The sequence below is a fragment of the Sphingobium sp. LMA1-1-1.1 genome, from assembly GCF_040676365.1.
Taxonomy (GTDB): Bacteria; Pseudomonadota; Alphaproteobacteria; order Sphingomonadales; family Sphingomonadaceae; genus Sphingobium.
Window position 1 is genome coordinate 378,027 of the sequence record NZ_JBEGHS010000023.1, and the last position, 26,892, is coordinate 404,918.

Genomic DNA, 26,892 nt, shown 5'->3' on the forward strand with positions numbered 1-26,892 from the left:
CCTTAAAGCATTTTTTGCGCCGGTGGAAACCGGGGCGGCATGGAAAATGCGTGGACAACTCCGCTTTCGCCCGAAACCGGCCGCTTATTCTGCATCCTTGGGCTTGGCGCGGACCGTCTGCTTGACGGGTTCGGACGCCTTGCCCTCCAGCGCATCGAGGCGGGCTTTCAGCGATTCCACCTCTTCACGAGCAGCGGCGGCCAGCGCCTTGACGGCGTCAAATTCGTCGCGGCTGACGAAATCCATGCCGCCGATCCACTGCTTGGCCTTTTCGCGGGCGTTGCTCTCAAATTCGCGGCTCATGCCCGCGACCGTTCCGGCCGCGCCGTTCACCAGCTTGGCAAGGTCGTCGAAAAAGCGGTTTTCGCTCTGCATGATGCTATGTCCTTCCGTGCAGCACCACGGTCGTGGCGCCAAAAATCATATCTGGGTCTGGAAAGCCGGTTTGCCAAGGCTTTCCGCGTCCGGATTGAGGCGGCCGATCTCATAGTTGAGGTAGGAGGCAAAGGCCAGCCAACACAGATAGGGCAGCAGCAGAAGCCCCGCGACACGCCGCACGCGCCAGAACAACAGGATCGTGACGGCCACAAGCCCTAACAGCGCGACGATCAGGACCAGCGCCTGATCCACCAGATGCGCACGAAAGAACAACGGGGACCAGAGAAGATTGAGCGCCAGTTGCGCGAGGAATGCGACTATCGCGATCCCCCGGCCCCTCGCGCCCCTGGCATGCAGCACGACGGCGAAGGCGAGCGCCATCATTATATAGAGGATGGTCCAGGCAAGGCCAAAGACCCAGCCGGGCGGGATCAGGTCGGGCTTGGCCAAGGCCGCGAACCAGCGATTGCCATAGCCGCTATTGGCGAGCTTGCCTGAAAGAAAGCCAAGGAAAACAAGCGCCGGCACAGTAACCAGTGCCCAGCGCGCATAGGCAAGACGTAATTGACCCGGAGACGCAATCTCGTTCATCGGCAACGAAGCTCCACCTTTTACTCGGCGGCGTCGGGCGAATCCTTCAAGGCCGAGTCCAGCCGCCGACTGACGGTTTGCGGTGAAACGGTTCGTCCTGCAACCCGTGAATAGAGAATCGGGATCAGGAACAGCGTGATCAATGTCGCCAGGCTGACGCCGGAAACCACCACCACCCCGATCGAATGCCGGGCCGCCGCGCCTGCGCCGCCCCGTATGACCAGGGGAACAGCGCCGATGACCGTTGCGATGGAGGTCATCAATATGGGGCGCAGGCGACGGACGGCAGCCTGACGAACGGCCGCGCTGATCTCCAGCCCTTCGTCCCGCAACTGGTTGGCGAATTCGACGATCAGGATGCCATTCTTCGCCGCCAGTCCCACCAGCATGACGATGCCGATCTGGCTGTAGAGATTGATCGACCCGCCCGCCAAGGCAAGGCCCAGCACCCCGCCCGCCACGGCCAGCGGCACGGTGGCGATGATCACGCCGGGATGGACGAAGCTCTCGAACTGGGCGGCGAGCAGCAGATAGACGATCAATATGGTCAGGCCGAAGACCAGCCAGATCGATCCGCCGGTTTCACGCAGCGACTGACTCTCCCCCCTATAGCCGACGGCAAGGATCTCCGGTGACTGGCGCGCCTGGTCCTCGAGAAAGTTCAACGCCTCGCCCAGCGAGTAACCCGGCGCCAGAGCCGCTGTCAGGGTGATGGCGCGCAATTTGTTGTAGCGGTTGAGCTGGCGCGGCCCCGCGACTTCGCGAATCGTGACGACGGCGGACAGGGGCACCAGCGCGCCGGTGCGGCTGCGCACGTTGATCCGCTCCAGATCGGCCTGGGTCTGGCGCCCCTCCCGCTCTGCCTGAAGCAGCACGCGATATTCCTCGCCCCGGTCGACATAGGTGGTAACGCGGCGGGACCCAAGCAGCGTCTGCAGCGCCTGGCTGATGTCGTTGGCGAACACGCCCAGATCGCCCGCGCGTTGCTGATCGACATCGATCCGCATCTGCGGCTTGGTTTCCTTATAGTCAGAATCCAGATTGATGAGGCCCGGATTGGCGGCCGCGGCGGCCATGATGCGATCACGCGCGGCGACCAGCCCCTCATAGGTCGCTCCTGCCAGCACGAGATTGACCGGCAGGCCCCTTCCCCGGCCCAGCCCCGAACGCGGCGCGACATTACCGCGGACGCCGGGCTGGTCGGCGATCACCTTGTTGATCATGTCGGCCACCTGCACCGTCGTGATCGTGCGGTCCTCCCACGGCCGCAGGAAGGCGATGATATTTCCGCCGTTGAAATCGTCGCTGTTCGAAAAACCGGCGGGCGCGCGTATGTTCAGCACCTGGAGCGTGCCCTCGTCCCGAAGCGGCTGCAGATCGGTTTCGATTTTCCGCATATAGCCTTTCATGCGATCGAAGCCGGTGCCCTCAGGCGCCGTCACCTGGCCGTCAACGACGCCCGTATCTTCCGCTGGGACCAGTTCGGTCGGAAGCATGGTGAACAGGCCGCCGGCGACGGCAAGGAACAGCGCAACGGCGACGATGGCGCCCGCAGGCCGCGTGAGCACCCGGTCGAGAAGGCGCGCATAGGTCCCCTCCAGCCGCTGGAATCGCGCATCCACCCAGAGCGACAGGCGTGACCGCTCCGAACGTCGCAGCAGCTTTGAACAGAGCATCGGCGCCAGGCTGAGCGAAATGAAGCCCGAAAAGGCGATGGCGGCGATCATCGATATAGCCAGTTCGCGGAACAGCAGGCCCGTCTGCCCCGCCAGGAACATGACCGGCACGAACACCGCGCAGACCACCAGCGTGGTCGAAATGATCGCAAAACCCACCTGGCGCGTGCCGAGATAGGACGCGACCAGCGGATCCTCCCCCTGTTCTATGCGGTGATAGACATTCTCCAGAACGACAATGGCATCATCCACGACCAGGCCGATGGCCAGCACGAAGGCGAGCAGCGTCAGCAGGTTGATCGACAGCCCCAGCAGCCACATGACGGCACAGGTCGCCAGCAGGCAGATCGGCACGGTGACGGACGGAATGATCGTCGCCCGCAGGGAGCCGAGGAAGAGGAATATGACCAGCACGACGAGCAGTGCCGCCTCGGCCAGCGTATCATAGACATTGTCGATGGCGCGGCTGATGAACAGCGACTCGTCCGATCCGATCGTGACCTTCATGCCCGGCGGCAAGGTAGGCCGCAGCTCGTCGATCAGCGCCTTGGCCTTCTCCGCAACTTCCAGCGTGTTGGCGCCCGACTGACGGATGATGCCCACGCCGATGCCCGTCGCCGCGTTGGAGCGGAAGGACGTATAGGGGTTTTCGGCGCCCTGCTCGACCCGCGCCACGTCGCCCAGCTTCACCTGGTAACCGTCCGCACCGCGTCCCACGACCAGCCCGGCAAATTGTTCTGGCGTCGAAAAGGCCCGCTCTACGCGCAGCGTCTGGTTCTGGTCCTTCGATTCGAAGCGCCCGGCCGGCAGTTCCACATTCTGCGCGCGCAGCGCCGCCTCTATGTCGCCCGGCGTGATGCCGAAGGCTGTCAGCTTCTCCGCATTCAGCCAGATGCGCGTGGAGGGCCTTTCCTCGCCCCCGCCGGTGACTCGGGCGACGCCATCAATGGCGGAAAAGCGATCCAGCACATTGCGGTCCAGATAATCCGCAATCTGCGTCGGGGTCCAACCATCCTTGGTGAAGACGATGAACAATATCGCCCGCGCATCGGCGTCGACCTTCCGGATTTCCGGCGCGAGCGCATCCTCCGGCAGATCCTCCACCACAGCGCCCACGCGATCGCGCACGTCATTCGCCGCCGAATCGATGTCCCGCGAGGGGTCGAATTCAATACTGACTGAAGAAACGCCATCGCGCGAGGTCGAGGTGATGTTCTGGATGCCCTGGACCCCGGCGACGCCATCCTCGATGATCTGGGTGATGCGCGTTTCCACGACCGAAGCCGCCGCCCCGGTATAGCTGGTCTCGACCGAGACGATGGGCGGGTCGGTATCGGGATATTCGCGGATGGAAAGGCTGAGATAGCCGACAATGCCGATGATGCAGAGCAGCACGGCAACCACCGCCGCGAAGACCGGACGACGGACGGACAGGTCCGAAAGCTGCATCGCCTCGCCTCCTCAGCCGGCCGCTTGCCCGGCGCTGGCGCTCTTTGCTTCCGGCTTGCCCCCCGGGACGCGCACCGGCACGCCATCGGTCAGTTTGACAACGCCGTCGGTGACGACCGTCTGGCCCGGCTTCACTCCCCCCAATATCTCGACCAGGCCGTTCTGACGGATGCCGGTATCGACCTTGACCCGCTTGGCCTTGCCCTTCTCCACCAGGAAGACGAAATGGTCGCTGCCGTCGCCGACCACGGCCAGTTCAGGAACGGCCAGTGACTGGCGCTGCCCTGCAACCACATTTACCGTCAGCAGCATGCCCGGCTTCAAGGCGCGGTCGGGATTGGGCAGAATGGCGCGTATCCGGACGGCGCGGGTGGCAGGATCGATCACGGGATCGATGGTGGCGATCGTGCCGGCGAAGCGCTGGTCGGGCCAGGCGGCGGACACCGCCTTGATCGGCTGCCCCTCCCGCACCAGCGAGAGGCGGGTTTCCGGGATGGTGAAGTCCAGCTTGATCCGCGAGATGTCGCTGACCGTGGCAATCGGCGTGCCTGCCGTGACAATGGCGCCAGGCGACACCATGCGCAGGCTCACCCAGCCCGCAAAGGGCGCGCGAACCACCCGGTCGCCGATCGAGGCGCGGGCCTGCTGTGCACTGGCGCGGGCGGCGTTGGCGAGCGCGACCTGGCTCTCCAGGCTGGCAGCAGTGGCAAAGCCCCGCGCCTTCAAGGCCTGAATACGCTCCAGTTGCTGCTGGGCTGCAAGCGCCTGGGCCTGGGCGGCGGCAAGTTCCGCCTTCTCCTGCCCAACGGCCAGGGTGGCGATCACCTGCCCGTTGCTGACATAACCGCCATCGCTGAAATGGAGGGATGTGATCCGCTCCGTCACGGGAGCGGACAAGACCACCTGCTCATTGGCGAATGCAGTCCCGACCGCATCCAGATTGTCGGTGAAGGTTTCGTGCAGAATGGGCGCGGCCTCAACCAGCGCGGAAGGGCGCGGCTTTTTCTCCTTTGGCGCGCCGCAAGCGGAAAGGCTGAGCGCGATCAGGAAGATTGGCAGGAAAATGCGCATCGGATCAGGCTAATCGGCCTCTGCAAGCGACTCAAACCGGCATTTGTCGCAAATGGTAATCATAGCGGCGAAACGAACGGAGTGCGATTATCCGCCAAATGTTGCGAAGAGGAGAAATTCCACATTGCCCTGCGGGCCGGTGATCGGGCTGGCGGTGATCCCTTCGACCTGCCACCCCCGACCCGACACCCAGTCCCGCACCTCGTTGCACACCCGTTCATGGATGGCAGGATCGCGCACGACGCCACCCTTGCCGACTTCCTCTCGCCCTGCCTCGAATTGCGGCTTGATCAGGGCGATCAGGCGCGCGCCGGAACGGGCAAAGCCCAACGGGCAATCCAGCACCTTGGCGAGCGAGATGAAGCTGGCGTCGCAGACGATGACATCCACAGGCTCCGGAATGTGATCGGCAGTGAGGATGCGGGCGCTGGTCTGTTCATGGACAATGACGCGCGGGTCCGAACGCAGCTTCCATGCAAGCTGGTTGGTGCCGCTGTCGACCGCATAGACCCGCACCGCGCCGTTGGTGAGCAGGACGTCGGTGAAACCGCCGGTCGAACTGCCGACATCGATGGCGACGGCATCCGACACGTCGATATGAAAATGCTCCAGCGCATGCGCGAGCTTGATGCCGCCGCGCGAGACCCAGGGATGGTCACGGCCCTTCACCTCCAGCTCGGCATCGGCCGCGACCTGTTGCCCGGCCTTGTCGACCTTCCGCTCCCCCAGGAAAACGAGGCCGGCGAGGATCAATGCCTGGGCGCGCGCGCGGCTTTCCGCCAAGCCGCTGTCGACGAGGAGCTGGTCGGCGCGGACCTTGGCCATCAGGACACCAGCGCCGTCAGCGTGGCAGGGGTCAGGAGCTGGGGCAATGTCTGCGCGTCCCTGCCCGGCGCATACCAGAGATAGAGCGGAACGCCCGAACGCCCCTGCGCCTCCAGAAAGCGGGTGATGGCGGGATCGGCATTGGTCCAGTCCCCGACCATCATGGTGACGCCCGCTTTCTCGAAAGCGGCGCGGGTTTCACTGCGGTCGATGGCCGCGGCCTCATTCGCCTTGCAGGTGAGGCACCAGTCGGCGGTGAAATAAAGGAAAACCGGCTTTTTGGCGGCACGCAGGCTGGCCAGACGCACCTCGTCAAAGGGGATGCCATGGGCGGAGGCGGTGATGGCAGGCGCATGGGTCGGCAGCACGAAGGCGGTTCCCGCAAAGAGAATGAGCGCGGCGCAGACCACGGCAAATCCGCCGTGCCGTCCGTGATGCTGCCTGCGCCCAAGCCACCAGAGCACAGCGGCCAGAATCAAGGCTGCGCCGGCCCCCAGCAGGATGGCAACCGTGCCGCGTTGCTGCCCCAGCAGCCACAACAGGCCCAGCGCGGTCAGCGCCATGGGAATAGCGAGTATTTTCTGGAACCGCCCCATCCAGGCGCCTGGTTTCGGCAGGCGTGTACGGATTGGGGGGATGTAGGCCAGAGCCAGAAATGGCAGTGCGAGGCCCAGGCCAAGCCCGGCAAAGATTGCCAGAGCGGCGCCGATCGGCAGTACCAGCGCCGCCCCCATCGCCGCGCCCATGAACGGCCCAGTGCAGGGCGTGGCGACGAAAGCGACCAGCGCGCCAGTCCAGAAGGCGCCGGACGCGCCTGCCTTTCCCGCCAGCCGCTCGCCGCCACCGAAAGCGCTGAGTTCGAACAGGCCGGTAAGGTTGAGCGTGATCGCGGTCACCAGCAACAGCAGCAGCAGGATGATGCGCGGATCCTGCAACTGGAAGGCCCAGCCGACCGCCGTTCCCGCAGCGCGCAGGCCAAGCAGCAGGCCGCCCAGGGCAAGGCAGGTGAGAATGATGCCAAGGCTGTAGGCTAGCGCCTCCCGCCGGACGATATGCTCGTCCCCCCCCGCACGCGCCAGTTTCATCGCCTTCAGTCCCAATATGGGGAACACGCAGGGCATGATGTTGAGCAGCAGGCCGCCGAGCAGTGCACCGCCCAGCGCAAGGAAGAGGGTCCGGGCAGTGGCGGATCGAGCAGCAGGCACGGTGCCGGGACGGGCCGTCAGCAGAAAACCGACATGGTCGCCGGTGCGCAGCACCGCCTGAACCGGGCCGGACAGCGGGCCTTGCCCGGCTTCGGTTTCGATCAGCAGCCGGTCACCCTGCCGCGCGACGCTCTGCGGAGCCGCGTAACGGGTGAGACCATCGGCCAGCGCGAAGAGATGGACGTCGCGGGCTTCGGCCGCTGCGGGAAAGGGGATGGAGAGGCGCAGGCGGCCGTCAGCCAGGGCATAGGTCGCATCGCTGCCCAGCGGACGCGGCAAGTGGCTGCGCCAGCCATCGAACTGCGCCCTGCCGCCCGGCAGGACAGATCCGTCGCCCGCTATCAGGTCCAGCGACAGCTCCGCGCCTTCTGGAACGCAAACCTTGTCGGTGCAGGCCAGCCAGTTGGCGCGGACGCGGATCGGCAGCTTCGTACCCCTGGGCACGTCCGGCGCCACGGTCAGCTTTGCAAGCACTCCATAAGGCCCCTCATAGACATGGTTCATGAGGCCGGCGATCAGCAATGTCTCCGGCACGGGATAGCGCAGGGGACCGACCATGACTCCCTTGGGCAGCGTCCATTTGACCGTCATGCCCAGGCCGGCATCCCCCGGATTTTCCCAATAGCCGTGCCAGCCGGATTCCGGCGTCATGGAAAAGGCGATCGTCGTGCCACTGCCCCGATCCTGGCCCGGCCGCGGCGCATTGCTTTCGGCGGTGAGTTCGGCCGCAATGTGGGGGACGCCCTGGCCAAACGCACCCTCCGCCCGCGCCGCCACCGGCGCGAGCAACAGCAGCATTGTCATCAGAAGGACATGAAAAATGCGCATCGGGCCTCTGTTCCGGTGGACGCAAGGGGGCTAGGTCTCGATGCATCCGCCGTCAAGGCATGAGAAGGTACTCCATAATGTTGAAAAATGTCGCGGCAGCCCTACTTCTTGCCGGTTCGCTGCCGGCCCTGGCCCAGACCGAGGCTCCGCCCGCCGTGGCGGCTGCCGCGCCCGCCACGCCGCCCAGGCTGATCGTCGCCATCGCGGTGGATCAGTTTTCGGCCGATCTGTTCAGCGAATATCGTCAATATTACAGCGGCGGCCTCAGGCGGCTGACGGAACAGGGCATCGTCTTCCCCCGCGGCTATCAAAGCCATGCCGCCACCGAAACCTGTCCGGGACACAGCACCATCCTGACCGGCAGCCGCCCCTCGCGCACCGGCATCATCGCCAACAGCTGGTTTGACCTTGGCACCGCGCGCGCCGACAAGCTGGTCTATTGCGCGGAGGACGAGACGCAGCCGGGCACCGACAGCGAACATTATCAGGCTTCTCCCGTACATCTGAGGGTGCCGACGCTGGGCGGGCGGATGAAGGCCGCCAATCCGGCGACACGCGTCGTATCGATTGCGGGGAAGGACCGTGCGGCGATCATGATGGGCGGGCCAACCGCCGACCAGGTCTGGTGGCTGGGCGGACCGGAGGGCTATGTCAGCTACAAGGGAGTGGCGACCCCACCGCTGGTCGCCAAAGTCAATGAGGTCATGGCGCGGCGGCTGGCAGAGGGCAATCCCGGCTTCGAGCTGCCGCCGCAATGCGCGGCCAAGGATTTCCCCGTGAAGGCCGGAGATCGCACGGTCGGGACAGGTCGCTTCGCGCGGGCGGCGGGCGATTACAAGGCCTTCCGCATCTCGCCGGAACAGGATGCGATGACCCTGGCTTTTGCCGCCGCCGCCATCGAGAGCATGGCGCTGGGCAAACAGGCGCAGACAGACATCATCTCCATCGGCCTGTCCGCGACGGACTATATCGGTCACACCTACGGCACGGAGGGTACGGAAAGCTGCATACAGGTCGATCGGCTGGATCGCGAGCTGGGCGCCTTTTTCGACCGACTCGACAAGGACGGCATCGACTATGCCGTGGTGCTGACCGCCGATCATGGCGGGCATGACCTGCCCGAACGCCACCGGTTGAATGCCATGCCGATGGAACAGCGCGTCGACAAGGCGCTCACGCCCAAGGCGTTATCGGCCGCCATCGCGGAAAAGACTGGCATCACGGGCAGGACGCTGATCTGGGGCGATGGCCCGGCGGGCGACCTGTATTTCGACCGCGGCCTGACGGCGGCGCAACGCGCCAGGGTGGAAGCGGCAACTCTCGCCCTGCTCCGCGTCCATCCGCAGGTCCAGACCGTCTTCACCAAGGCGGAGATCGCCGCCACCCCCGCTCCATCCGGTCCTCCGGAAAGCTGGTCGCTGATCCAGGAGGCCAGAGCCAGCTTCGACCCGCAGCGTTCGGGCGACCTGCTGCTGCTGCTGAAGCCGCGGGTCATGTCGATCCCCGAAGCGGCGGTGATGGGGTCGGTCGCGACCCATGGATCGCCTTGGGATACGGATCGCCGCGTGCCTATCCTGTTCTGGCGCAAGGGGCTGCCCCACTTCGAACAGCCGCTCGGCGTGGAAACGGTCGACATCCTGCCGACCCTGGCGGCGCTGATCAAATTGCCCGTAGCAAAGGACCAGATCGACGGACGCTGCCTTGACCTGATCGCCGGCGACGGGGATAGCTGCGCTGAATAACGCATCTTCAAACTGATCGTTAAGGCCAACGCCTCGGAAACGCGGCATCAGATGGCTGGGGCTTTTCCGCTCATGGTGAGAATGCTCCAGCCATCGGCGCCATATTCCTGCGCATAGGCCCTCAAATATTCTCCGCTATCCCATCGCGTCCTTCCTCCAGCAGCGCGTGGACGCGATGGGGGGCGGACACCTCAACCCGGCTGGTCACTTCATAATGCGCCTTGGCCTGCCGGACATTGCTGTCGGCCGGCACGCTGTCGGTCAGCCAGACATTGCCGCCGATCACGGACCGGCTACCGATGATGATGCGGCCCAATATCGTCGCGCCGGCATAGATCACCACATCATCCTCGATGATCGGGTGACGCGGCAGGGCCTTTTCCAGCGCGCCCTTGCCATCGGCCGGAAAGCTGCGCGCGCCCAGCGTCACGCCCTGATAGATGCGAACCCGATCCCCGACGATCGCCGTTTCCCCGATGACGACGCCCGTGCCGTGGTCGATGAAGAAGCTGTGGCCGATCTTCGCGCCGGGATGAATGTCGATCCCCGTACTGCCATGCGCGATTTCCGAAATGATCCGCGCCACGAGCGGTGCTCCCAACTGGTGCAGCCGATGTGCCAAGCGATGGTGCGTGATCGCCATCATCGAGGGATAGCAGATCAGCACCTCATCGACGCTGCGCGCGGCGGGATCGCCCAGGAAAGCCGCCTCCACGTCGCTGTCCAGCAGTTCGCGGAGCGCTGGCAGTCCTTCGGCGAAATCGCCGATGATGCGCGACGCCTCCCTGTCGACCTGCTCTATCGGCGCGTCCTTCATCGCGTAGATCAGCTCCAGCCGGATCTGGCCGTAAAGGCGGCTGAGCACCGTCTGAAGGGTCTGCGCGACATAGGCGTCCTCATTGTGCAGACGCACGAAGCTGGGCCCCAGACGAAGCGGAAACAGTGCGCCGCAAAGCGCCTCCATGATCTTGGTCAGCGTCGCGCGCGACGGAAAACCCTCCGCCCCATATTCGGCATGATGTTCCTGACCCTGGCGCCAACGCCGCCGGACCGTGCCCAGTTCGGCCGCCAGCCTGTCAATGTCCCAATAACCCTGGGCGATTTCCTTTTCGCCTTCTGCCGTCATACATGCCTCTTTCCGAACAGGCGTCCGGCATAGCGCGGCATGGCGCCCGGCAGTAAATGAGTTTTGCTTGGGGGTGGGCAGATTCTCTTTGTCAGTGCTTCTGGGGCTGGGCCGGAAGATACAGGCATATTTCGGCCCGCAATCCGCCTTCGGGCCGGTTGGCGAGGATCAGTTCCCCACCCTCCAGTTCCACGGTGCGCGCAACGATGGCAAGGCCCAGGCCCAGCCCGCGCGTGTTGCGCTGCCGGGCCTCATCCAGGCGGGCAAAGGGCTTCAACACCTCCTCCAGCTTGTCGCGGGGAATGCCGGGACCGTCATCGTCGACCCGGATCAGCACTTCGCGATCGCGACGCTCCAGCGCGACCCGGGCGCGGCTGCCATAGTGCAGCGCATTTTCTATCAGATTGACGATCGCCCGACGCAGGCTGAGCGACCGAACCGCCATTTCCAGGTGGTCGGGCCCGACATAATCGACCGGCCTGTCCTGGTCCTGAAAGGCGTCGACCACGGTCGCGACCAGCACGGCGAGGTCGGTGCGGACGGGCGGCTCTCCATTTTTCTCCCCACCCAGGAAGGCAAGCAGCGAATCGATCATCTCGCCCATTTCGCTAAGGTCGCCCTCGATCGCCTCCCGCGCTTCCGTGTCCGGCAGGTTCTCCAGCCTCAGCCGCAGCCGCGCGAGCGGGGTCCGCATGTCATGGCCCACGGCGGCCAGCGTCTCCGTCCGTTCCGTGATCAACCGATGAATGCGCTTTTGCATGGCATTGAAGGCGCGGATGAGGTTGCGGACATCGTTGGAGCCACCCTCCTCCACAATGACTTCATCGCTAAGGCCGATGCGTTCGGTTGCGCGGGTGAGGTCGCGCAGCGGCGCCAGCGTACGCCGGATCAGGATGCCGCCCACGAGCAGCAGCGCCAACACCGGGATCAACGCGAGCCCCATGCGGCCGATGGTGAAGGTCCATTTGCCGCCGCTGTGGCGCATGCCGAAATAGAGCCAGCTTCCGTCCGCGAGGCGCAGGCCGCCGTTGATCTCCGAAACGCGTCCGGGCGAGGCCAGACGCAGCCACAGGCCCGACTGTTCAAGGGTCGGTTCCCAGTTGACGATCTGTCGCCGCATCCTCTCCAGCCCCGGCGCAAGCGCGGGTGGCGGCGGCGAGGACGGGGTCCAGTGCACGTCGTAGCGATCCGTGGTGAGTTGCAGTGACAGCGCATGCCGCTCATCGGGCGCATGCTCCGTCAGCAACTTGCGGGCAATCACCAGATGTTCGGCCAGGCGCCGGGCCTCGTCATCCTGCAGCGAAAGATGATTGGACCGTTCGTTCAACAGGATGCCGACGGCGAATTCCAGCGTCAGGGTCAGCAGCAGGATCGCGAAGATCTGCCCGACCAGGCTGACATGCCGTCTCAAGCGCGGCTGACCTCCGCATTGAACATATAGCCGACGCCCCGCACGGTGGTGATCGGCGCCGCGCGATCCTGCGTCGAGAGCTTGCGGCGCAGGCGGCTGACCAGCACGTCGATGCTGCGGTCGGAACTGTCGCCCATGCGGGTGCGCGAAAGTTCGATCAACCGTTCGCGGGCGATCACGCGCTGCGGATGGCTGAGAAAGCTGCCGAGCAGATCGAATTCCGCACCAGTCAGGTCGACGATGGCGCCAGTGGGCGAACGCAGTTCGCGGCGCGGGAAATTGACGATCCAGCCGTCGAACCGTGCTTCATTCTCGCGATGCTCGTCCGGGCCGCGTTCCACCCCGACGCGGCGCAATATGGCGCGGATGCGCGCGATGAGTTCACGCGTGCCGAACGGCTTGGGCAGGTAATCGTCGGCGCCCAGTTCCAGCCCCACGATACGGTCAGTCTCGCTGCCCTTGGCGCTGATGAAGATGATGGGAACGTCGCTCTTGCGCCGGATCTGGCGGCAAAGATCGATGCCGTTGGTGCCGGGGAGCATGACGTCGAGCACGACAAGGTCGACAGGACCGGCGTCGAACGCTACCCACATTTCGGGGCCGGAAGAAGCCGGGCGGACCTGATAGCCATGCTCCTGCAGGGCGCGCGCGGTCAGGGTACGCAGCGGCGGATCATCTTCGACAAGGATTATGGTCGGCGCGGTCATGACAATGTCGGCACGGCTTTGAGCATGACAGCGGGATAGGGGTGGCCGGAGCCATGGTCAACCGCAGGGGCGGCCGGAAAGCCCCGGATGCAACAGCAGAAACAATTTGTCACAGCCGGGAAAGAAGCATGGCCGGGCCTGGGTCCACCAGGCCCGGCGCAAGGGATCAGAAAGCAGCGGTCAGCGAGAAGAGGACCGTGCTGCGCGCGATCGACTTGCCGAAATCCTTGCTGTCGTTGACCATGAAGTTCGGGCGCAGATAATTTTCCTCCACGCGCGCGATATCGGTGTCGACATAGGCCACGCCAACGGTCAGCGGCGTGCCGGGAATGGCGAAGTCGGCGCCCACCAGCCAGTCGAGATATTTGCCGGTAGGAGCGATCGAAGTGCCATTGGGACCAAGGCCCGGATTGCCGTCCGACCAACCCAGATGGGCCTTCACCGTGACGGGAGTGTCGGGGATGGCGGCATTGACGTCGCCCCAGACATAGAGATTGTCTTCCTTGTCACCCGGATTGTCGATGCCGCTGGATGCGCTGCTCTGCCAATTGCCCAGCGCCTGCTGCTTGGGAGCGTAGGCGACACCGACCAGGCCCTTGACCGGACCGAACTGGTGCGACAGCTTCACATAAGGCTCGGCGAAATCCGTCTTGTCGGCACCCGACGGATACATGTACCAGGTCAGGCCGACATCGACCGTCGTGCCCTCGCCCAACGATGTCGAATAGCCGCCGACCAGGTCGAGTTCCATGTTGGCGCCGCCGAAACGACCCCAGCCGCCGAGGTTCGAACCCCAGGTGCCGATGTAGAAGCCGCTTTCATGCGTTGCCGTGATACCGCCCTGAATGGCCATGCCACGGTCGCTCTGCGATACGCCGCGGAAGCGGTAGTCGGACACCAGGCCGACGCTGCCGGTAACGGTGACGGGGCCTGCCGGCTCCTCCTGAGCGAAAGCCGGAGCACTGGAAAGCAGCGCAAGCGCGGCACAGGCAATCTGATACTTCATGAACATTCCCCTTTTAGGCAAGAATGTTCCGTCCTGCGTCCATTTCGTCCGAAGATCTTTTGTGTTGTCGTCGTCGGTACGGCGGATCGCAGGCAGGTTATGAGGACTATGCCAAATGGGGAAACGACTTTTCGCACCTGCGAGAAGGAATGTCGTCACTGTGTTGCCTGCAACACGATTATTGTCTTTTGGATTTCCTAATATTTCTATATTGTTTCTAATATATATCATAAATAAACCGCCGCATCGCTTCAGGAGCGATGCGGCGGCTCGTTCGACGCCTGACGAGGGGGTAGTATCAGGCGGCGAGGTGGCGCATGCGGCCGGTGGCGCCGAACAGTTCGACCTGCGCTCCGGTACCCCGACGGCGGTCCACCCATTCGCGGACCATTTCCGCACAAGTATGGTCGATATGGCTCAGGCGCTCGACGTTCAGGATGACGAGCCTTCCGGAAGGAAGCCCCTCAAGCCTGGCCGACAGCTTCGGCAGGTTGAGGAAAGTGGCCGTGCCGTGCAGTGCAACTTCATGCGCTTCTTCGCGGCTTTCCTCGTCCACGCTCAACCGGAGACGGCGGGCATGGGGCAGAAGCTCCAGCAGCGAGAGGCCGATGCCGACCAGAACGCCGGTCAGCAGGTCAGTCGCCACGACGCAGATCAGCGTCGCCGCCCACACCACGGCGGGAAGCGGGCCATAGCGGTGGAGAAGATGCTTTACATGGTCGACGCTCACCAGACGCACGCCGGTGACCACAAGGACGCCTGCCAGCGCCGCCATGGGAATTTCGCGCAGCAACCAGGGGAGCAGGGCGACGAAGCCCAGAATCCAGACGCCGTGCAGGATCGCCGACAACCGCGTCCGGGCGCCGGCCTGGACGTTGGCCGAACTGCGGACGATCACGCCAGTCATCGGCAATGCACCCGCCACGCCGCAGAGCAGGTTGCCCACGCCCTGTGCACTGAGCTCCCGGTTGTAGTTGGTGCGAACGCCGTCATGCATCCTGTCGACCGCCGCCGCGGACAGCAGCGTTTCGGCACTGGCGATGAAGGCGATGGCGATGGCCGTGGTGATGGTCGTCGGATTCAGGAGCTGCTGGACCAGGTTATCGCCCGGCAGCGAAATGGCCGAGACGATCGATTCCGGCACCACGACGCGCGCGACGGGCAAGCCGAGGGAAAAGGCGACCAGGGTCGCCAGCACCACGCCGACAAGAGCACCCGGGAGCAGCTTCATCGAGGCAGGACGCAGCTTCTCCCAACCCAGCATGCCGCCGATGGTGACGAGGCCGACCGCGAAGGCAGTGGCTGCGTCCTGATTGCTGAGGCCGAAAATCTGCCCTGGCATGGCGACCAGATTGGCAAGGCCGCTCGAAAGCGGCTTGTCGTCGAAAAGCACATGAAACTGGCCGACGACGATCAGCACGCCGATACCCGCCAGCATGCCGTGCACGACCGCGGGCGAGATCGCGCGGAACCAGCCGCCTACCCGCAGCAGCCCTGCAATCACCTGAATGGCACCGGCCAGGATCAGGATCGGCCCGAGAGCGGACAGCCCCTGTTTCTGCACGATTTCGAAGACGATGACCGCCAGGCCCGCCGCCGGGCCGCTGACCTGAAGGGGCGAACCCGCCAGCAGGCCGACGATCAGACCGCCGATCATGCCCGTGATCAGACCCTTTTCCGGCGGCACCCCGGAAGCAACGGCGATACCCATGCAGAGCGGCATCGCCACCAGGAAGACGACAATGGAGGCCGTGAAGTCGCGGCTGAAGGTACCGCCGGAAAATGCCTTGAGCATGGGTTTACTCCGCGGCCTCGGCATAGGCGATGTCGACCGCCAGTCGCTTGGCGTGGGGCAGCGCCACGGGCAGCGGCTGACCTTCACGCAGAGGCAGGAAACGGCCGGTCTCGCCGTCAAGGCCCAGAACGTGGCCGGCATGGATATCGACATACCAGCCGTGCAGGGCGATCTCGCCGCGGGCAATGCCCGACGCAACGGACGGATGGGTGCGCAGATGGGCGAGTTGCGCCACCACATTCTCAAGTGCCATGTTGCGCAGCTTCTCCGCATCGCTGAGATCGGCAGGGTAGCTTTCGCGACAGACCTTCTGCGCGGCATGGCTGTGACGCAGCCAGGCGGCGACGTTGGGCATGGCGCTCAGGTCGGCATTGGTGGACAGCGCCTTCATCGCGCCGCAATCGCTGTGGCCGCACACGATGATGTCGCGCACGCCCAGTACCATGACGGCATATTCGACCGTGGAGGTCACGCCGCCATTCTGCGTTGCATGGGGCGGCACGATGTTGCCGGCATTGCGGCAGACGAACAGGTCGCCCGGGTCAGCCTGCATGATATGTTCCGGCACGATGCGCGAGTCCGCGCAGGAGATCATCAGCGCCTTGGGGTTCTGCCCATCGCTGGCGAGGCGGTTGTAAAGCGCGCTCTGGTTCGGAAAGACATGGCTTTCGAAGCTGAAGACGCGACCGATCAGATCGTTCATGTCGTTGCATCCTTCTTGTCTGGTGACCGGTCAGGGGCAGACCGGCCTTGAGGATGCACAATAGGGAAGCGTTTTTGCTGCGCCGCAGCGGCTTTGTTAAATAATATGTCTGAGCGATGGAAAGCGCGATCAAGCTCGCGGTTCGTCCGATTTTGCCGCAGAATCAATGCAATGGAAGAGAAACATTCGGCCGCGCCCGGGTGGATCAGCGCCGGTCGACCTCGGCGCTGAACATATATCCGCCGCCGCGCACCGTAACGATGGGCGCGGGCCGGCCGCCATGGCTCAGCTTGCGCCGCAACCGGCTGACCAGCACGTCGACGCTGCGGTCGGAGGATGGCGTGTCGCGCACGCCGGCCAGTTCCATCAGGCGCGGACGGGCGATCACCACCTGCGGATGATCGAGCAAGACCAGCAGCAACGAAAATTCGGCTGCGGTCAACTCGACCTGCGCACCGTCGGGATCGAGAACTTCGCGCCGGGAAGAATCAACCACCCATCCTTCGAACCGCGCCTCGGCCGGGCGGCGCGCGCCCAGGGCTCGTTCATTACGTCCCCGCCGCAGCACGGCGCGCAGGCGGGCGGCCAGCTCGCGCGTCGAATAGGGCTTCGCCATGTAATCGTCGGCGCCCAGTTCCAGCCCGACCACGCGGTCGACCTCGCTGCTGTTGGCGCCGACCAGGATGATCGGCACGTCGCTGCGTTCGCGCACGTCGCGACACAGATCCATGCCGTCCGCACCACGCAAAGCAGCATCCAGCACGACCGCTCCAACGGGCATGCTGTCTATCGCATTCCAGATTTCGTTCGCGGAGGCGGCGGCGAGGGCGCGAAACCCGTTCTCCTCCAGCGACTGGCGCACGTCGTGGCGCGCATCCCGCTGGGCCTCCGCGATCAAAATGAGCGGTGGACTCATTCGCGGGTTACGAACCCTTTGTGGACAGCGCCTGAATGCCGTCCAGTTCACCCAGCAACACGGCGCGGTCCTGCTGCGCCACGGCCACGGCCTGGGCCGCACGGGCGCTGTGATGGCGTGCGACTTCCGCCTGGATTTCATCGCGGGCGGCAGTGCAGCTGCCGGCATGGCTGCCCGACAGCGGAGCAAAGCGGTGGATCGGCTTGGCGACGGCAGCCAGCGTGCGACCCTGCGTCGCGACGTCGCGGTTCACCACCAGTTCGGCCTGCCAGCGGCATACCGGCATGGACGGACGATTGGCCAAACGCGATTCGACCTCACGGAAGCGGACGGTCGATTCGGTTTCGTAGCGCGCCTGATAGGCGTTCGATGCATGGGCGATTTCAGCGCTGTGGATTGGCGTGGCGACGGCGAGTGCCGCCGCGCTGGACGCAAGAATGAGCAACATGGAGCCTTCTCCCTGACAACCGGAAATGGTCATCAGGCTTTAGGCGGACTGAATGTCTCCGAAATTTGCCGAGCGTTACAAATTGTTGCTCAAGCATTTTCCGACCCAGACGGGTGGGAGGACATGAGACGCGACCCGTATCCTTCCCCACCATCTATTCCGATGGCCGATCTGTCACGCCATGCGCATCAGGATGGGAGCCTCGACCTTGTGACTGGCGATATGTTCCAGCAGTGACGACAGCCATAGCGCATCACTCGCCGCCCGGTGACGTTGCGGGCGAAGCGCGTCGGCAAAGGCGACCGCATCCATGATCTGCTGCTCGCTTGCGCGATGTTCGTCAAGCAGCAGCGAAACATGGTCGATCAGGAAGGGCGTGGCCTGCCCTGCCGCATCAGCCAGGGTGTCGAGCCAATATTGGTCGATCATGCTGTCGGCCACCATCCGCGATTTCCCGCAGGCATCGGTCAATTCCGCCAGCACGGTTTCGACGGGCAAACCCTCGCGGAAGATCCGATCGAGGGTCAGTCCGTGCAGCCCCTCCGCCTCGGCCGACCAATGCCAGCCCGCCCAATCGTCATGCGGCCGGATCAGCCAGCTTCGCGCCTTGCCATTGCAGGCTATGCCGACTTCGATGGGATAGGACAGGCCATGCCGGGGCAGGCACGACGCCTCGAAATCGATCGTGAGGATCGTCAACTCGCTCTCCATATTCCAAGGCCATGTCCGCCCCCTCTTCGGACCGGCCAGCCAGATTCTCGCTGAGGCTTTCCTAAGCGGCGACTATGTCAGACCGAAGTCAGCGGCTTGGAAAATGATGCGGACGGGCGCTTTCCGGCGACCGGCCGAGCGGGCTCACCCATCGGAAAATCCTGACATGAAAGCGCAATGGCCATGCAACCTGCAGGCCGTTCACGCTTTTAACGATGGGCGCCCATCGCAGGTCGGGGGATCGGTGGAGGCGCTCTCTTCACGAAAGGGATGCCCCCGACCATGAAAATCGCACAAATCGCTCCGCTTGCCGAAAGCGTGCCGCCGCGCCTTTATGGCGGCACCGAACGCATCGTGTCCTATCTGACCGAAGAACTGGTGAGGCAGGGTCATGAGGTGACGCTGTTCGCCAGCGGCGATTCGGTGACCCAGGCGGAACTGGTGCCGGTGACCGACATGGCGTTGCGGCTCAATCCGGACGTGCGCGATCCCATTCCCTACCATATGATCCTGCTCGACGCGGTGCGCCGTAGGGCGGATGAATTCGACGCCCTGCATTTCCACATCGACCTCATCCACATGCCGCTGGTGCAGGATTTCCTCGGCCGCTGCGTGACGACGCTGCACGGCCGGCTGGACCTGCCTGATCTTCCCGCCTTCTACCGCGCCTTTCCCAATCACAGCCTGGTGTCCATTTCCGACCATCAGCGGCTGCCGATGCCGCCGGTGAACTGGGCGAGGACCATCCATCACGGCCTGCCGGCCGACCTGCTGCTGCCCCGTATCGGTCAGGGCGAGGGCTATCTCGCATTTCTTGGCCGGATTTCGCCGGAAAAGCGCCCCGACCGGGCCATCCGCATCGCCGCGCGATCGGGATTGCCGCTCAGGATGGCGGCGAAGATCGACGCGGTGGACCGCGCCTATTGGGAGCAGGAGATCGCACCGCTTATCGAGCGTTATCCCAATGTCTACTATGTCGGGGAGATCAACGAGGCGCAGAAGGCGGAATTTCTGAGCCGTGCAAGCGCTCTGCTGTTTCCCATCGACTGGCCCGAACCCTTTGGCCTGGTGATGATAGAGGCCATGGCCTGCGCCACCCCGGTCATCGCTTTTCGCTGCGGGTCCGTCCCGGAAGTGATCGACCATGGCCGGTCGGGCTATATCGTCGAAAGCGAGGACGAAGCAGTCGAGGCGGTCCACGGGGTTCACGAGCTCGACCGCGCGAAGGTACGCGCCGCCTTTGACGCACGCTTCACGGCAGAGCGGATGGCCGCCGATTATGTTCAGCTTTATCACGATCTTCCCGGTGCGCGGACGCAGGCCGCGATGCTGCGCCGGTTACGCGGCGAAGGTTCGGAACTTCAGGTCGTGGGATAAGATCAGGAGAGAGGCATGACGGCAAGCCAGTTGCAGCCGGAAAACCCGACCCCTCCGGTCCGGAATGTCGATCCCGGCGCCATGGACCCCGGTACCGGCAATCCAGGACAGGCGCTATCGCAGGCGCAGACGCAATTCTTCATTCCGGCGACGGCGTCGCTCCATGAGCGACGCCCCCGGACGCTGAAACATGGAGACAGCTTCGCCGTCTTCGACCATAGCGGCGACGCGATCGCGGGTCCGGGCAGTCCGGAAGGGCTGTATCATCGCGACACCCGGCATTTGTCGCATCTCTATCTCACCATCAACGACACCCGGCCGATCCTGCTCAGTTCAGGCCTTCGCGACGATAACGCGATGCTCACCTGCGACCTTACCAATCCCGATTTCACGGGCGAGGACGGACAAGTGGCGGTGGAACATGATCTCATCCACCTGCGTCGCACCCGTTTCCTGTGGGAAGGTGCGGTCCATGAACGGATCACGATCCGCAATTTCGACACGGAAGTCCGCACGGTGGAGGTGAATATCAGCTTCGCTGCTGATTTTGCGGACCTGTTCGAAATACGCGGCATGACCCGGCTGCGGCGCGGAACCATGCGTGAGCCGGTGATTGGCCCCCGGTCCGTACGGCTTGGCTATGACGGGCGCGACGACATGCGGCGCGAAACCTTGCTGTGCTTCGACCCGGCGCCGCAGATCCTGACGGAAAGCCGGGCGCGGTTCGAGGTGAGCGTTCCGCCCGGTGAGCGGCGCACGCTCTACCTGCTCATCTGTTGTCAACCGCGGGACGACGAGCCGGCAGGTGACCTGTCCAAGCATTTCCTCAAGACGCTGCGCGAATCGATGCAGGCGTTGAAACAGGCGCGTACGCGCGGGGCGACCATCATATCATCCAACCAGTTGTTCAACGAGGTTACACGGCGATCCGTCGCCGACATTACCATGTTGTCGACCGACACCGAATATGGGCCCTATCCCTATGCCGGCATTCCGTGGTTCAGCACTGTGTTCGGGCGCGATGCGATCATCACCGCGTTGGAGACGCTATGGCTGGACCCGGCGATCAGTCGGGGAGTCCTGGGCTATCTGGCCGCGAACCAGGCGACCGCCTACGACGCCGCCGCCGATGCAGAACCGGGCAAGATCCTGCATGAAGTGCGCCATGGCGAAATGGCGGAACTGGGGGAAGTCCCCTTCCGCCATTATTATGGCAGCATCGATTCGACGCCGCTGTTCGTCATGCTGGCCGGCGCCTATCTGGAACGAACGGGCGACGGCGGCTTCATCGCCTCCATCCTGCCAAATGTCGAGGCTGCGCTCAGATGGATAGACGAGCATGGCGACCGCGACGGCGACGGCTTCGTGGAATATGGTCGACTGACCGATCAGGGGCTGGTCAATCAGGGGTGGAAGGACAGCCATGATTCGGTCTTCCACGCCAATGGCACCATTGCGCGCGGCCCGATCGCGCTGGCGGAGGTGCAGGCCTATGTCTACGGCGCCTGGCGGGCGGCGGAGGCGATCTTCACTGCGCTGGGCGACCGGGACAAGGCGCTGAACCATCGGGCGCGGGCGGACGATCTGCGGGACCTGTTCGACGCCGCCTTTTTCGACGCCGGGATCGGCACCTATGTGCTGGCCCTGGATGGGGAAAAGAGGCCGTGCCGCGTCCGCTCCTCCAATGCCGGACACGTGCTGTTCACCGGACTCGCCAGGGAAGAGCGCGCGGATATGGTGGTACACACGCTGATGGCGCCCGCTTCCTTTTCCGGCTGGGGCGTGCGGACCATCGCCTCGACAGAGGCGCGCTACAACCCGATGAGCTACCATAACGGATCGATCTGGCCGCATGACAATGCGCTGATCGCCGCAGGCTTCTCCCGCTATGGTTATCGCGCGCAGGCGGCGCAGATTTTCGAAGGGCTGTTCGCCGCCGCGACCTATGTCGACCTGATGCGGTTGCCCGAACTGTTCTGCGGCTTTCCCCGGCGGCGGGCGCAGGGTCCAACCTTCTACCCCGTGGCGTGCAGTCCGCAGGCATGGTCCGCGGCGGCGCCCCTGTCGCTGGTCCAGTCGAGCCTGGGCCTGACCTTCGATGTCGCGGGGGCGGAGATCGCCCTGCGCGACCCCACGCTGCCCCGCTTCATCGACGAGCTGACGCTCTACGGCCTGCGCCTCGGGGACGCGGCGGTCGACATCGCCTTCGACCGGATGGGCGACAAGGTCGTGGTGAAGCCGCTCGACCGGAAGGGACATGCGCGCGTCGTGACCATTGCCTGACAAATGGCGCTTGGCATTGCCGCAAATCGGCTTACATCCCCCGTCATTGGCTGACAGGATGGAATGAAGCATGGCAGGAACGGCGCTGATCACCGGAGCAACCGCTGGCATCGGTGCCGCGTCCGCGCGGCGCTTTGTCGCTGCCGGATGGAAGGTGGTCGTCACTGGCCGCCGCGCCGAACGGCTGGAGGCGTTGGTCGGGGAACTGGGCGCGGACAAGGTGCATGCGATCAGCTTCGACATGCGCGACGAAGGCGCCATCGACGCCGCCCTGGCCGAACTGCCCACAGACTTTGCCGATGTCGACCTGTTGATCAACAATGCCGGACTGGCGCTGGGTACGGCGCCCGCACAACAGGCCGATCTCGACCAATGGCGCCAGATGATCGACACCAATGTCACCAGCCTGGTCACCATCACCCACAAGCTGTTGCCCCGCCTGATCGCGCGCAGGGGAGTGATCATCAACATCAGCTCGGTCGCGGCGACCTATCCCTATACGGGCGGCAATGTCTATGGCGGCACCAAGGCGTTCGTCAGCCAGTTTTCTCTGGGGCTGCGGTCTGACCTGCATGGCACCGGCGTGCGCGTGACGTCGATCGAGCCGGGCATGGTCGAAACCGAATTCACCCTGGTCCGCACCGGCAGCCAGGCGGCTTCGGACGCGCTCTATGGGGCCGCCAATCCGATGACGGCGGAGGATATCGCCGAGACCCTGTTCTGGGTCGCCAGCCAGCCGCCCCACATCAATCTCAATCGCATCGAACTCATGCCGGTCACCCAGTCCTTTGCCGGGTTCCAGGTCGCTCGCGAGGGTTAGGGAAATTCACGCCGTCACTGCCGGGCCATGCATGCACCGGCATTGTGACAGCACCGTCACGGAAACGTCTCCCTCCCGTCAAACACTCCACATCGCAGTGCAACATTGAGCCGCTAGGGCGCCCCCCAATCCACGATTGCGGAAAAAGGGGAAGTTCACATGCGTATCACCACAACCTTGCTGATGGCCTCCACGGCCATGATCGCCATGCCAGCCTTCGCGCAGGAAACCGCGCCTGCGCCATCAGCGGCGGAAGCAGCAGCCGAAGATGCGAACATCATCGTCTTCGGCCGGGGCGAAACCCGTCAGGTTCAGGAAATCCAGGCGCAGGACATCGTCACGCTGACGCCCGGCACCAACCCGCTGAAGGCCATCGAAAAGCTGCCCAGCGTCAATTTCCAGTCGGCTGATCCGTTCGGCAATTATGAATGGTCGCAGCGCGTCACCATCCGCAGCTTCAACCAGAATCAGCTCGGCTTCACCTTCGACGGCATTCCGCTGGGCGACATGAGCTATGGCAACCATAATGGCCTGCACATCACCCGCGCCATCAGTTCTGAAAATATCGGCAATGTGCGCGTTTCGCAGGGGGCCGGCTCCATCGGCACCCAGGCGACCAATGCGCTGGGCGGCACTGTGGAAACCTTCTCCGCCGATCCGGCCGATTATCTGAGCGGCGGCGCGCTGGCTGGCCAGGGCAACCTTACCTATGGCAGCAATGAAACCTGGCGCGCCTTCGCCCGCCTGGCGCTGGGCCGCCGCGACGGCATCCGCGGCTATGCCTCTTATGCCTATGGTTCGACCGACAAATATAAGGGCAATGGCACGCAGGACCAGCATATGGGCAATGCCAAGGTCGTGATCCCGGTCGGTGACGTGACGGTCGACGGTTGGCTCAGCTATTCCGACCGGCGTGAACAGGATTATCAGGACATGTCGATGTCCATGATCCGCCGGCTCGGCTGGAATTGGGACAACACCTATCCCGACTATGCCCGCGCGATCGATTATGCCAGCCGCCTCAACGACGTGGACCGGGTCAGCAACAGCGGCGGGTCGCCCTTCCCCGATGGGCGCTACGACTATAGCGGCGCGCTGGTCGCCACGGGCCAGGTCTATCCCGGCAACGTTACCAGCGCGGACGACGCCTATTATGATGCCGCCGGCCTGCGCAAGGACTGGCTGGGCGCGGTCGGCATCGCCGCACCCTTGGGCGAACAGGCCAGCTTCAAGCTCAAGGGCTATTACCACCACAACAAGGGCATGGGCCTGTGGGCGACGCCCTATGTGCCCAGTCCCAATGGCGTGCCGATGTCGGTTCGCACCACCGAATATGAGATGGACCGGATCGGCGTCTTCGGCAGCGTCGACGTCGCGCTGGGCATACAGAATTTCACCATCGGGGGTTGGTATGAGAACAACAGGTTCAACCAGGCCCGCCGTTTCTATGCGTTCGCCAGCCGGACCGAGCCGGGCCTCAGCTTCCGCGACTATCCGACAAATCCCTTTGCAACGCAGTGGGAATTCGACTTCACCACCGACACCGCCCAATATTATGTCCAGGACAAGATCGACCTTGGCATGGTGAAGATCAACCTGGGGTGGAAAGGCTTCAAGGTCACGAACGAAGCCGATGCCGTCGTCAAGGCCAGCTTCCCGGAGGGGCGCATCAAGGCGGAGGACTGGTTCCAGCCGCATGCCGGTTTCGCGGTGGAACTGTCCCCGCAGACGGAAGTTTTCGGCGGGTTCACCCAGGCGACCCGCGCCTTCGCCAGCGCGACGACGACCGGCCCCTTCTCGACCAGCCAGGCCGGCTTCGACGCGATCAAGGGCAGCCTGAAACCCGAAGCGTCGGACACCTATGAACTGGGCCTGCGTCATCATGACGGCATCTTCAACGGCGTGATTGGCGCATATCTGGTCAACTTCCGCAACCGTCTCCTCGCGGTGCAGGTCGGCAGCCCCATTCAGGGCTTCGCATCCGCCCTTCAGAATGTCGGTAATGTCCGCGCAATCGGCGTGGAAGCGGCAGGCACGCTGACGCTCGGCCGCGGTTTCAGCCTCTATGGTTCCTACAGCTACACGGATTCGACCTATCGCGACGATGTGGTTGACGCCAGCGGCACCGTCACGCCGATCAAGGGCAAGACTGTGGTCGACAGCCCCAAGCATATCGCCCGGGCCGAGATCAGCTACGACCATGAGGGCGCGTTCGGGCGGATCGGCGTCAACTATATGTCGCGCCGCTATTATACCTACACCAATGATCAATCGGTACCGGGCCGGATGATCGTGGATGCCAGCGTCGGCTATCGCTTCAACCAGAATCTGGAGTTGCAGCTCAACGCCACCAACCTGCTCGACAAGCGCTATATCGGCACGATCGGTTCGGGCGGCTTCGGCAATAGCGGCGACGCCCAGACCCTGCTGGTCGGGGCCCCCGCGCAATTCTTCGCCACCTTGAAGGCCGGGTTCTAAGGCGATGAACAAGGTCGCGCTGCTGCTGGCCGCCCTCGCCGCTCTTCCGGGAGCGGCCATGGCGAACCCGGTCCTGCTCATCTCCATCGATGGGCTGCGCCCCGGCGACGTGCTGGAGGCAGACAAGCGCGGCCTTGCCATCCCCAATCTGCGCCGCTTCGTTCGGGAGGGCGCATACACCTCCGGAGTGACCGGGGTGCTGCCCACCCTGACCTATCCAAGCCATACGACATTGATCACCGGCGTGGCGCCTGCGCGGCACGGGATCACGGCCAACAACAGCTTTGATCCCACCGGGATCAACCAGGGCGGCTGGACCTGGTATGCTTCCGATATCCAGGTGCCGACCCTGTGGGAAGAGGCAAGCAAAGCGGGTCTCACCACCGGCAATGTCCATTGGCCGGTCAGCGTCGCGGCGAAGGGCGTGACCTGGAACCTGCCGCAAATCTGGCGCACCGGCCATGCCGATGACGTCAAGCTGCTGGATGCTTTGGCAACGCCCGGGCTGCGAGCAGAACTGGAACGCGCCACCGGCACATCCTATGCCATGGGGATAGACGAAAGCCTGGCGGGCGATGAAAATCGCGGCCGCTTTGCCACTGCGCTGATCGAAGCGCATCGGCCGGATTTCCTGACCGTTTATCTGACCGCGCTTGACCATGAGCAGCACGCAAAGGGTCCGGACACGCCGGAAGCCCATGCTGTGCTGGAACAGATCGACGGGATCGTCGGCCAACTGGTTGCCGCGGAACGCAAGGCACATCCCGATGCGGTGATCGCGCTGGTCAGCGACCACGGGTTCGAGACCACGCACAGCGCCGTCAACCTGTTCCGTCCCTTCATCGACGAAAAGCTGATCACGCTGGGGCAGGACGGCAAGGTCGCCTCCTGGCTGGCCATGCCCTGGATATCCGGCGGATCGGCCGCGATCATGCTGGCCCGGCCGGATGACAGGGCGCTCGCCGCGCGGGTCAGGGCGCTGCTCGACAGGCTGGCGGCCGACCCCGCTTATGGCATTGCGCGCATCGCCGACCGCGCACAGATCGCGCAGATGGGCGGCAATCCGCTGGCGGCCTTCTATGTCGATCTCCAGCCTGACTTCGTGACCGACATCTTCCGCGGGCCTGCCGCGCCGCTGGTCGCGCCTGCCCCGATCAAGGGCATGCACGGCTATTTTCCGGGACCAGCCCATCTGCAGTCAACCTTCCTGCTGATGGGTGAGGGCATTCCCGCCGGTCGGAAACTGGGGCAGGTCGACATGCGCGCCATCGCCCCGACGCTGGCGCGGATCATGGGCGCTGGTCTGCCCGACGCAGAGAAGCCGGCGATCGATCTGCGCCCCTGAC

At 64.2% G+C, this 26,892-nt stretch carries 21 protein-coding genes; 6 read left to right on the plus strand and 15 right to left on the minus strand.

What is annotated here, in order from left to right:
* Positions 1–84: 84 nt before the first annotated feature.
* The 6 genes from MRBLMA1_RS13255 to MRBLMA1_RS13280 form a co-directional block, all read right to left on the minus strand.
* Positions 85–375, minus strand: a complete 291-nt coding sequence (locus MRBLMA1_RS13255; RefSeq protein ID WP_363737290.1) for an accessory factor UbiK family protein — start codon at positions 373–375, stop codon at positions 85–87.
* A 45-nt stretch (positions 376–420) separates the two neighbouring features.
* Positions 421–969 carry a TspO/MBR family protein gene (locus tag MRBLMA1_RS13260; protein ID WP_363737291.1) on the minus strand — a complete coding sequence of 183 codons (549 nt, stop codon included), beginning with the start codon at positions 967–969 and terminating at the stop codon, positions 421–423.
* A 20-nt stretch (positions 970–989) separates the two neighbouring features.
* Positions 990–4,094, minus strand: a complete 3,105-nt coding sequence (locus MRBLMA1_RS13265) for an efflux RND transporter permease subunit (protein WP_363737292.1) — start codon at positions 4,092–4,094, stop codon at positions 990–992.
* Positions 4,095–4,106: 12 nt separating this feature from the next.
* A complete protein-coding gene (locus tag MRBLMA1_RS13270; RefSeq protein ID WP_363737293.1) occupies positions 4,107–5,165 on the minus strand; it encodes an efflux RND transporter periplasmic adaptor subunit in 1,059 nt (352 codons plus the stop codon).
* An 87-nt stretch (positions 5,166–5,252) separates the two neighbouring features.
* Positions 5,253–5,990 (minus strand): TlyA family RNA methyltransferase, encoded by a 738-nt coding sequence (locus tag MRBLMA1_RS13275; RefSeq protein ID WP_363737294.1) that lies wholly within the window; start codon positions 5,988–5,990, stop codon positions 5,253–5,255.
* Positions 5,990–8,023, minus strand: a complete 2,034-nt coding sequence (locus MRBLMA1_RS13280; protein ID WP_363737295.1) for a protein-disulfide reductase DsbD family protein — start codon at positions 8,021–8,023, stop codon at positions 5,990–5,992. The genes MRBLMA1_RS13275 and MRBLMA1_RS13280 overlap by 1 nt, the downstream gene beginning before the upstream one ends.
* Before the next feature lie 77 nt (positions 8,024–8,100).
* Here MRBLMA1_RS13280 and MRBLMA1_RS13285 point away from each other — a divergent pair, with 77 nt between their 5' ends.
* Entirely contained in the window at positions 8,101–9,765 is a 1,665-nt protein-coding gene (locus MRBLMA1_RS13285; RefSeq protein WP_363737296.1) for an alkaline phosphatase family protein, read from the plus strand.
* A 121-nt stretch (positions 9,766–9,886) separates the two neighbouring features.
* Here the strand turns inward: MRBLMA1_RS13285 and epsC are convergent, their stop codons facing one another.
* The 9 genes from epsC to MRBLMA1_RS13330 form a co-directional block, all read right to left on the minus strand.
* Positions 9,887–10,891, minus strand: coding sequence for a serine O-acetyltransferase EpsC (epsC, locus tag MRBLMA1_RS13290; RefSeq protein WP_363737297.1), 1,005 nt, complete (start codon positions 10,889–10,891; stop codon positions 9,887–9,889).
* Positions 10,892–10,982: 91 nt separating this feature from the next.
* Positions 10,983–12,302: an ATP-binding protein gene (locus tag MRBLMA1_RS13295; RefSeq protein WP_363737298.1), complete on the minus strand. Its 1,320-nt coding sequence runs from the start codon at positions 12,300–12,302 to the stop codon at positions 10,983–10,985.
* Positions 12,299–13,009: a response regulator gene (locus MRBLMA1_RS13300; protein ID WP_150290862.1), complete on the minus strand. Its 711-nt coding sequence runs from the start codon at positions 13,007–13,009 to the stop codon at positions 12,299–12,301. Before MRBLMA1_RS13300 ends, MRBLMA1_RS13295 begins: the two co-directional genes overlap by 4 nt.
* 166 nt (positions 13,010–13,175) lie before the next feature.
* A complete protein-coding gene (locus MRBLMA1_RS13305; protein WP_363737299.1) occupies positions 13,176–14,021 on the minus strand; it encodes a TorF family putative porin in 846 nt (281 codons plus the stop codon).
* Positions 14,022–14,313: 292 nt separating this feature from the next.
* Positions 14,314–15,810: a SulP family inorganic anion transporter gene (locus tag MRBLMA1_RS13310; RefSeq protein WP_363737300.1), complete on the minus strand. Its 1,497-nt coding sequence runs from the start codon at positions 15,808–15,810 to the stop codon at positions 14,314–14,316.
* Between the two features lie 4 nt (positions 15,811–15,814).
* Complete coding sequence (locus tag MRBLMA1_RS13315; RefSeq protein WP_363737301.1) at positions 15,815–16,513, minus strand: carbonic anhydrase; 699 nt, start codon at positions 16,511–16,513, stop codon at positions 15,815–15,817.
* A 205-nt stretch (positions 16,514–16,718) separates the two neighbouring features.
* The gene (locus MRBLMA1_RS13320; RefSeq protein ID WP_363737302.1) at positions 16,719–17,429 is read right to left on the minus strand and encodes a response regulator transcription factor; all 711 of its coding nucleotides are present in this window, start codon (positions 17,427–17,429) and stop codon (positions 16,719–16,721) included.
* Between the two features lie 7 nt (positions 17,430–17,436).
* The gene (locus MRBLMA1_RS13325; protein ID WP_363737303.1) at positions 17,437–17,877 is read right to left on the minus strand and encodes a hypothetical protein; all 441 of its coding nucleotides are present in this window, start codon (positions 17,875–17,877) and stop codon (positions 17,437–17,439) included.
* A 174-nt stretch (positions 17,878–18,051) separates the two neighbouring features.
* A complete protein-coding gene (locus tag MRBLMA1_RS13330; protein WP_363737304.1) occupies positions 18,052–18,588 on the minus strand; it encodes a hypothetical protein in 537 nt (178 codons plus the stop codon).
* Positions 18,589–18,870: 282 nt separating this feature from the next.
* On the opposite strand from MRBLMA1_RS13330, the gene MRBLMA1_RS13335 reads away from it, so the two are divergent.
* The 5 genes from MRBLMA1_RS13335 (at position 18,871) to MRBLMA1_RS13355 (ending at position 26,891) form a co-directional block, all read left to right on the plus strand.
* Positions 18,871–19,965 carry a glycosyltransferase family 4 protein gene (locus MRBLMA1_RS13335; protein ID WP_363737305.1) on the plus strand — a complete coding sequence of 365 codons (1,095 nt, stop codon included), beginning with the start codon at positions 18,871–18,873 and terminating at the stop codon, positions 19,963–19,965.
* A 15-nt stretch (positions 19,966–19,980) separates the two neighbouring features.
* The gene (locus MRBLMA1_RS13340) at positions 19,981–22,248 is read left to right on the plus strand and encodes an amylo-alpha-1,6-glucosidase (RefSeq protein ID WP_363737306.1); all 2,268 of its coding nucleotides are present in this window, start codon (positions 19,981–19,983) and stop codon (positions 22,246–22,248) included.
* A gap of 70 nt (positions 22,249–22,318) precedes the next feature.
* Entirely contained in the window at positions 22,319–23,068 is a 750-nt protein-coding gene (locus MRBLMA1_RS13345; RefSeq protein WP_363737307.1) for an SDR family NAD(P)-dependent oxidoreductase, read from the plus strand.
* A gap of 159 nt (positions 23,069–23,227) precedes the next feature.
* Positions 23,228–25,546, plus strand: a complete 2,319-nt coding sequence (locus MRBLMA1_RS13350) for a TonB-dependent receptor (RefSeq protein WP_363737308.1) — start codon at positions 23,228–23,230, stop codon at positions 25,544–25,546.
* A gap of 4 nt (positions 25,547–25,550) precedes the next feature.
* Positions 25,551–26,891 (plus strand): alkaline phosphatase family protein, encoded by a 1,341-nt coding sequence (locus MRBLMA1_RS13355; RefSeq protein WP_363737309.1) that lies wholly within the window; start codon positions 25,551–25,553, stop codon positions 26,889–26,891.
* Position 26,892 lies beyond the last annotated feature (1 nt).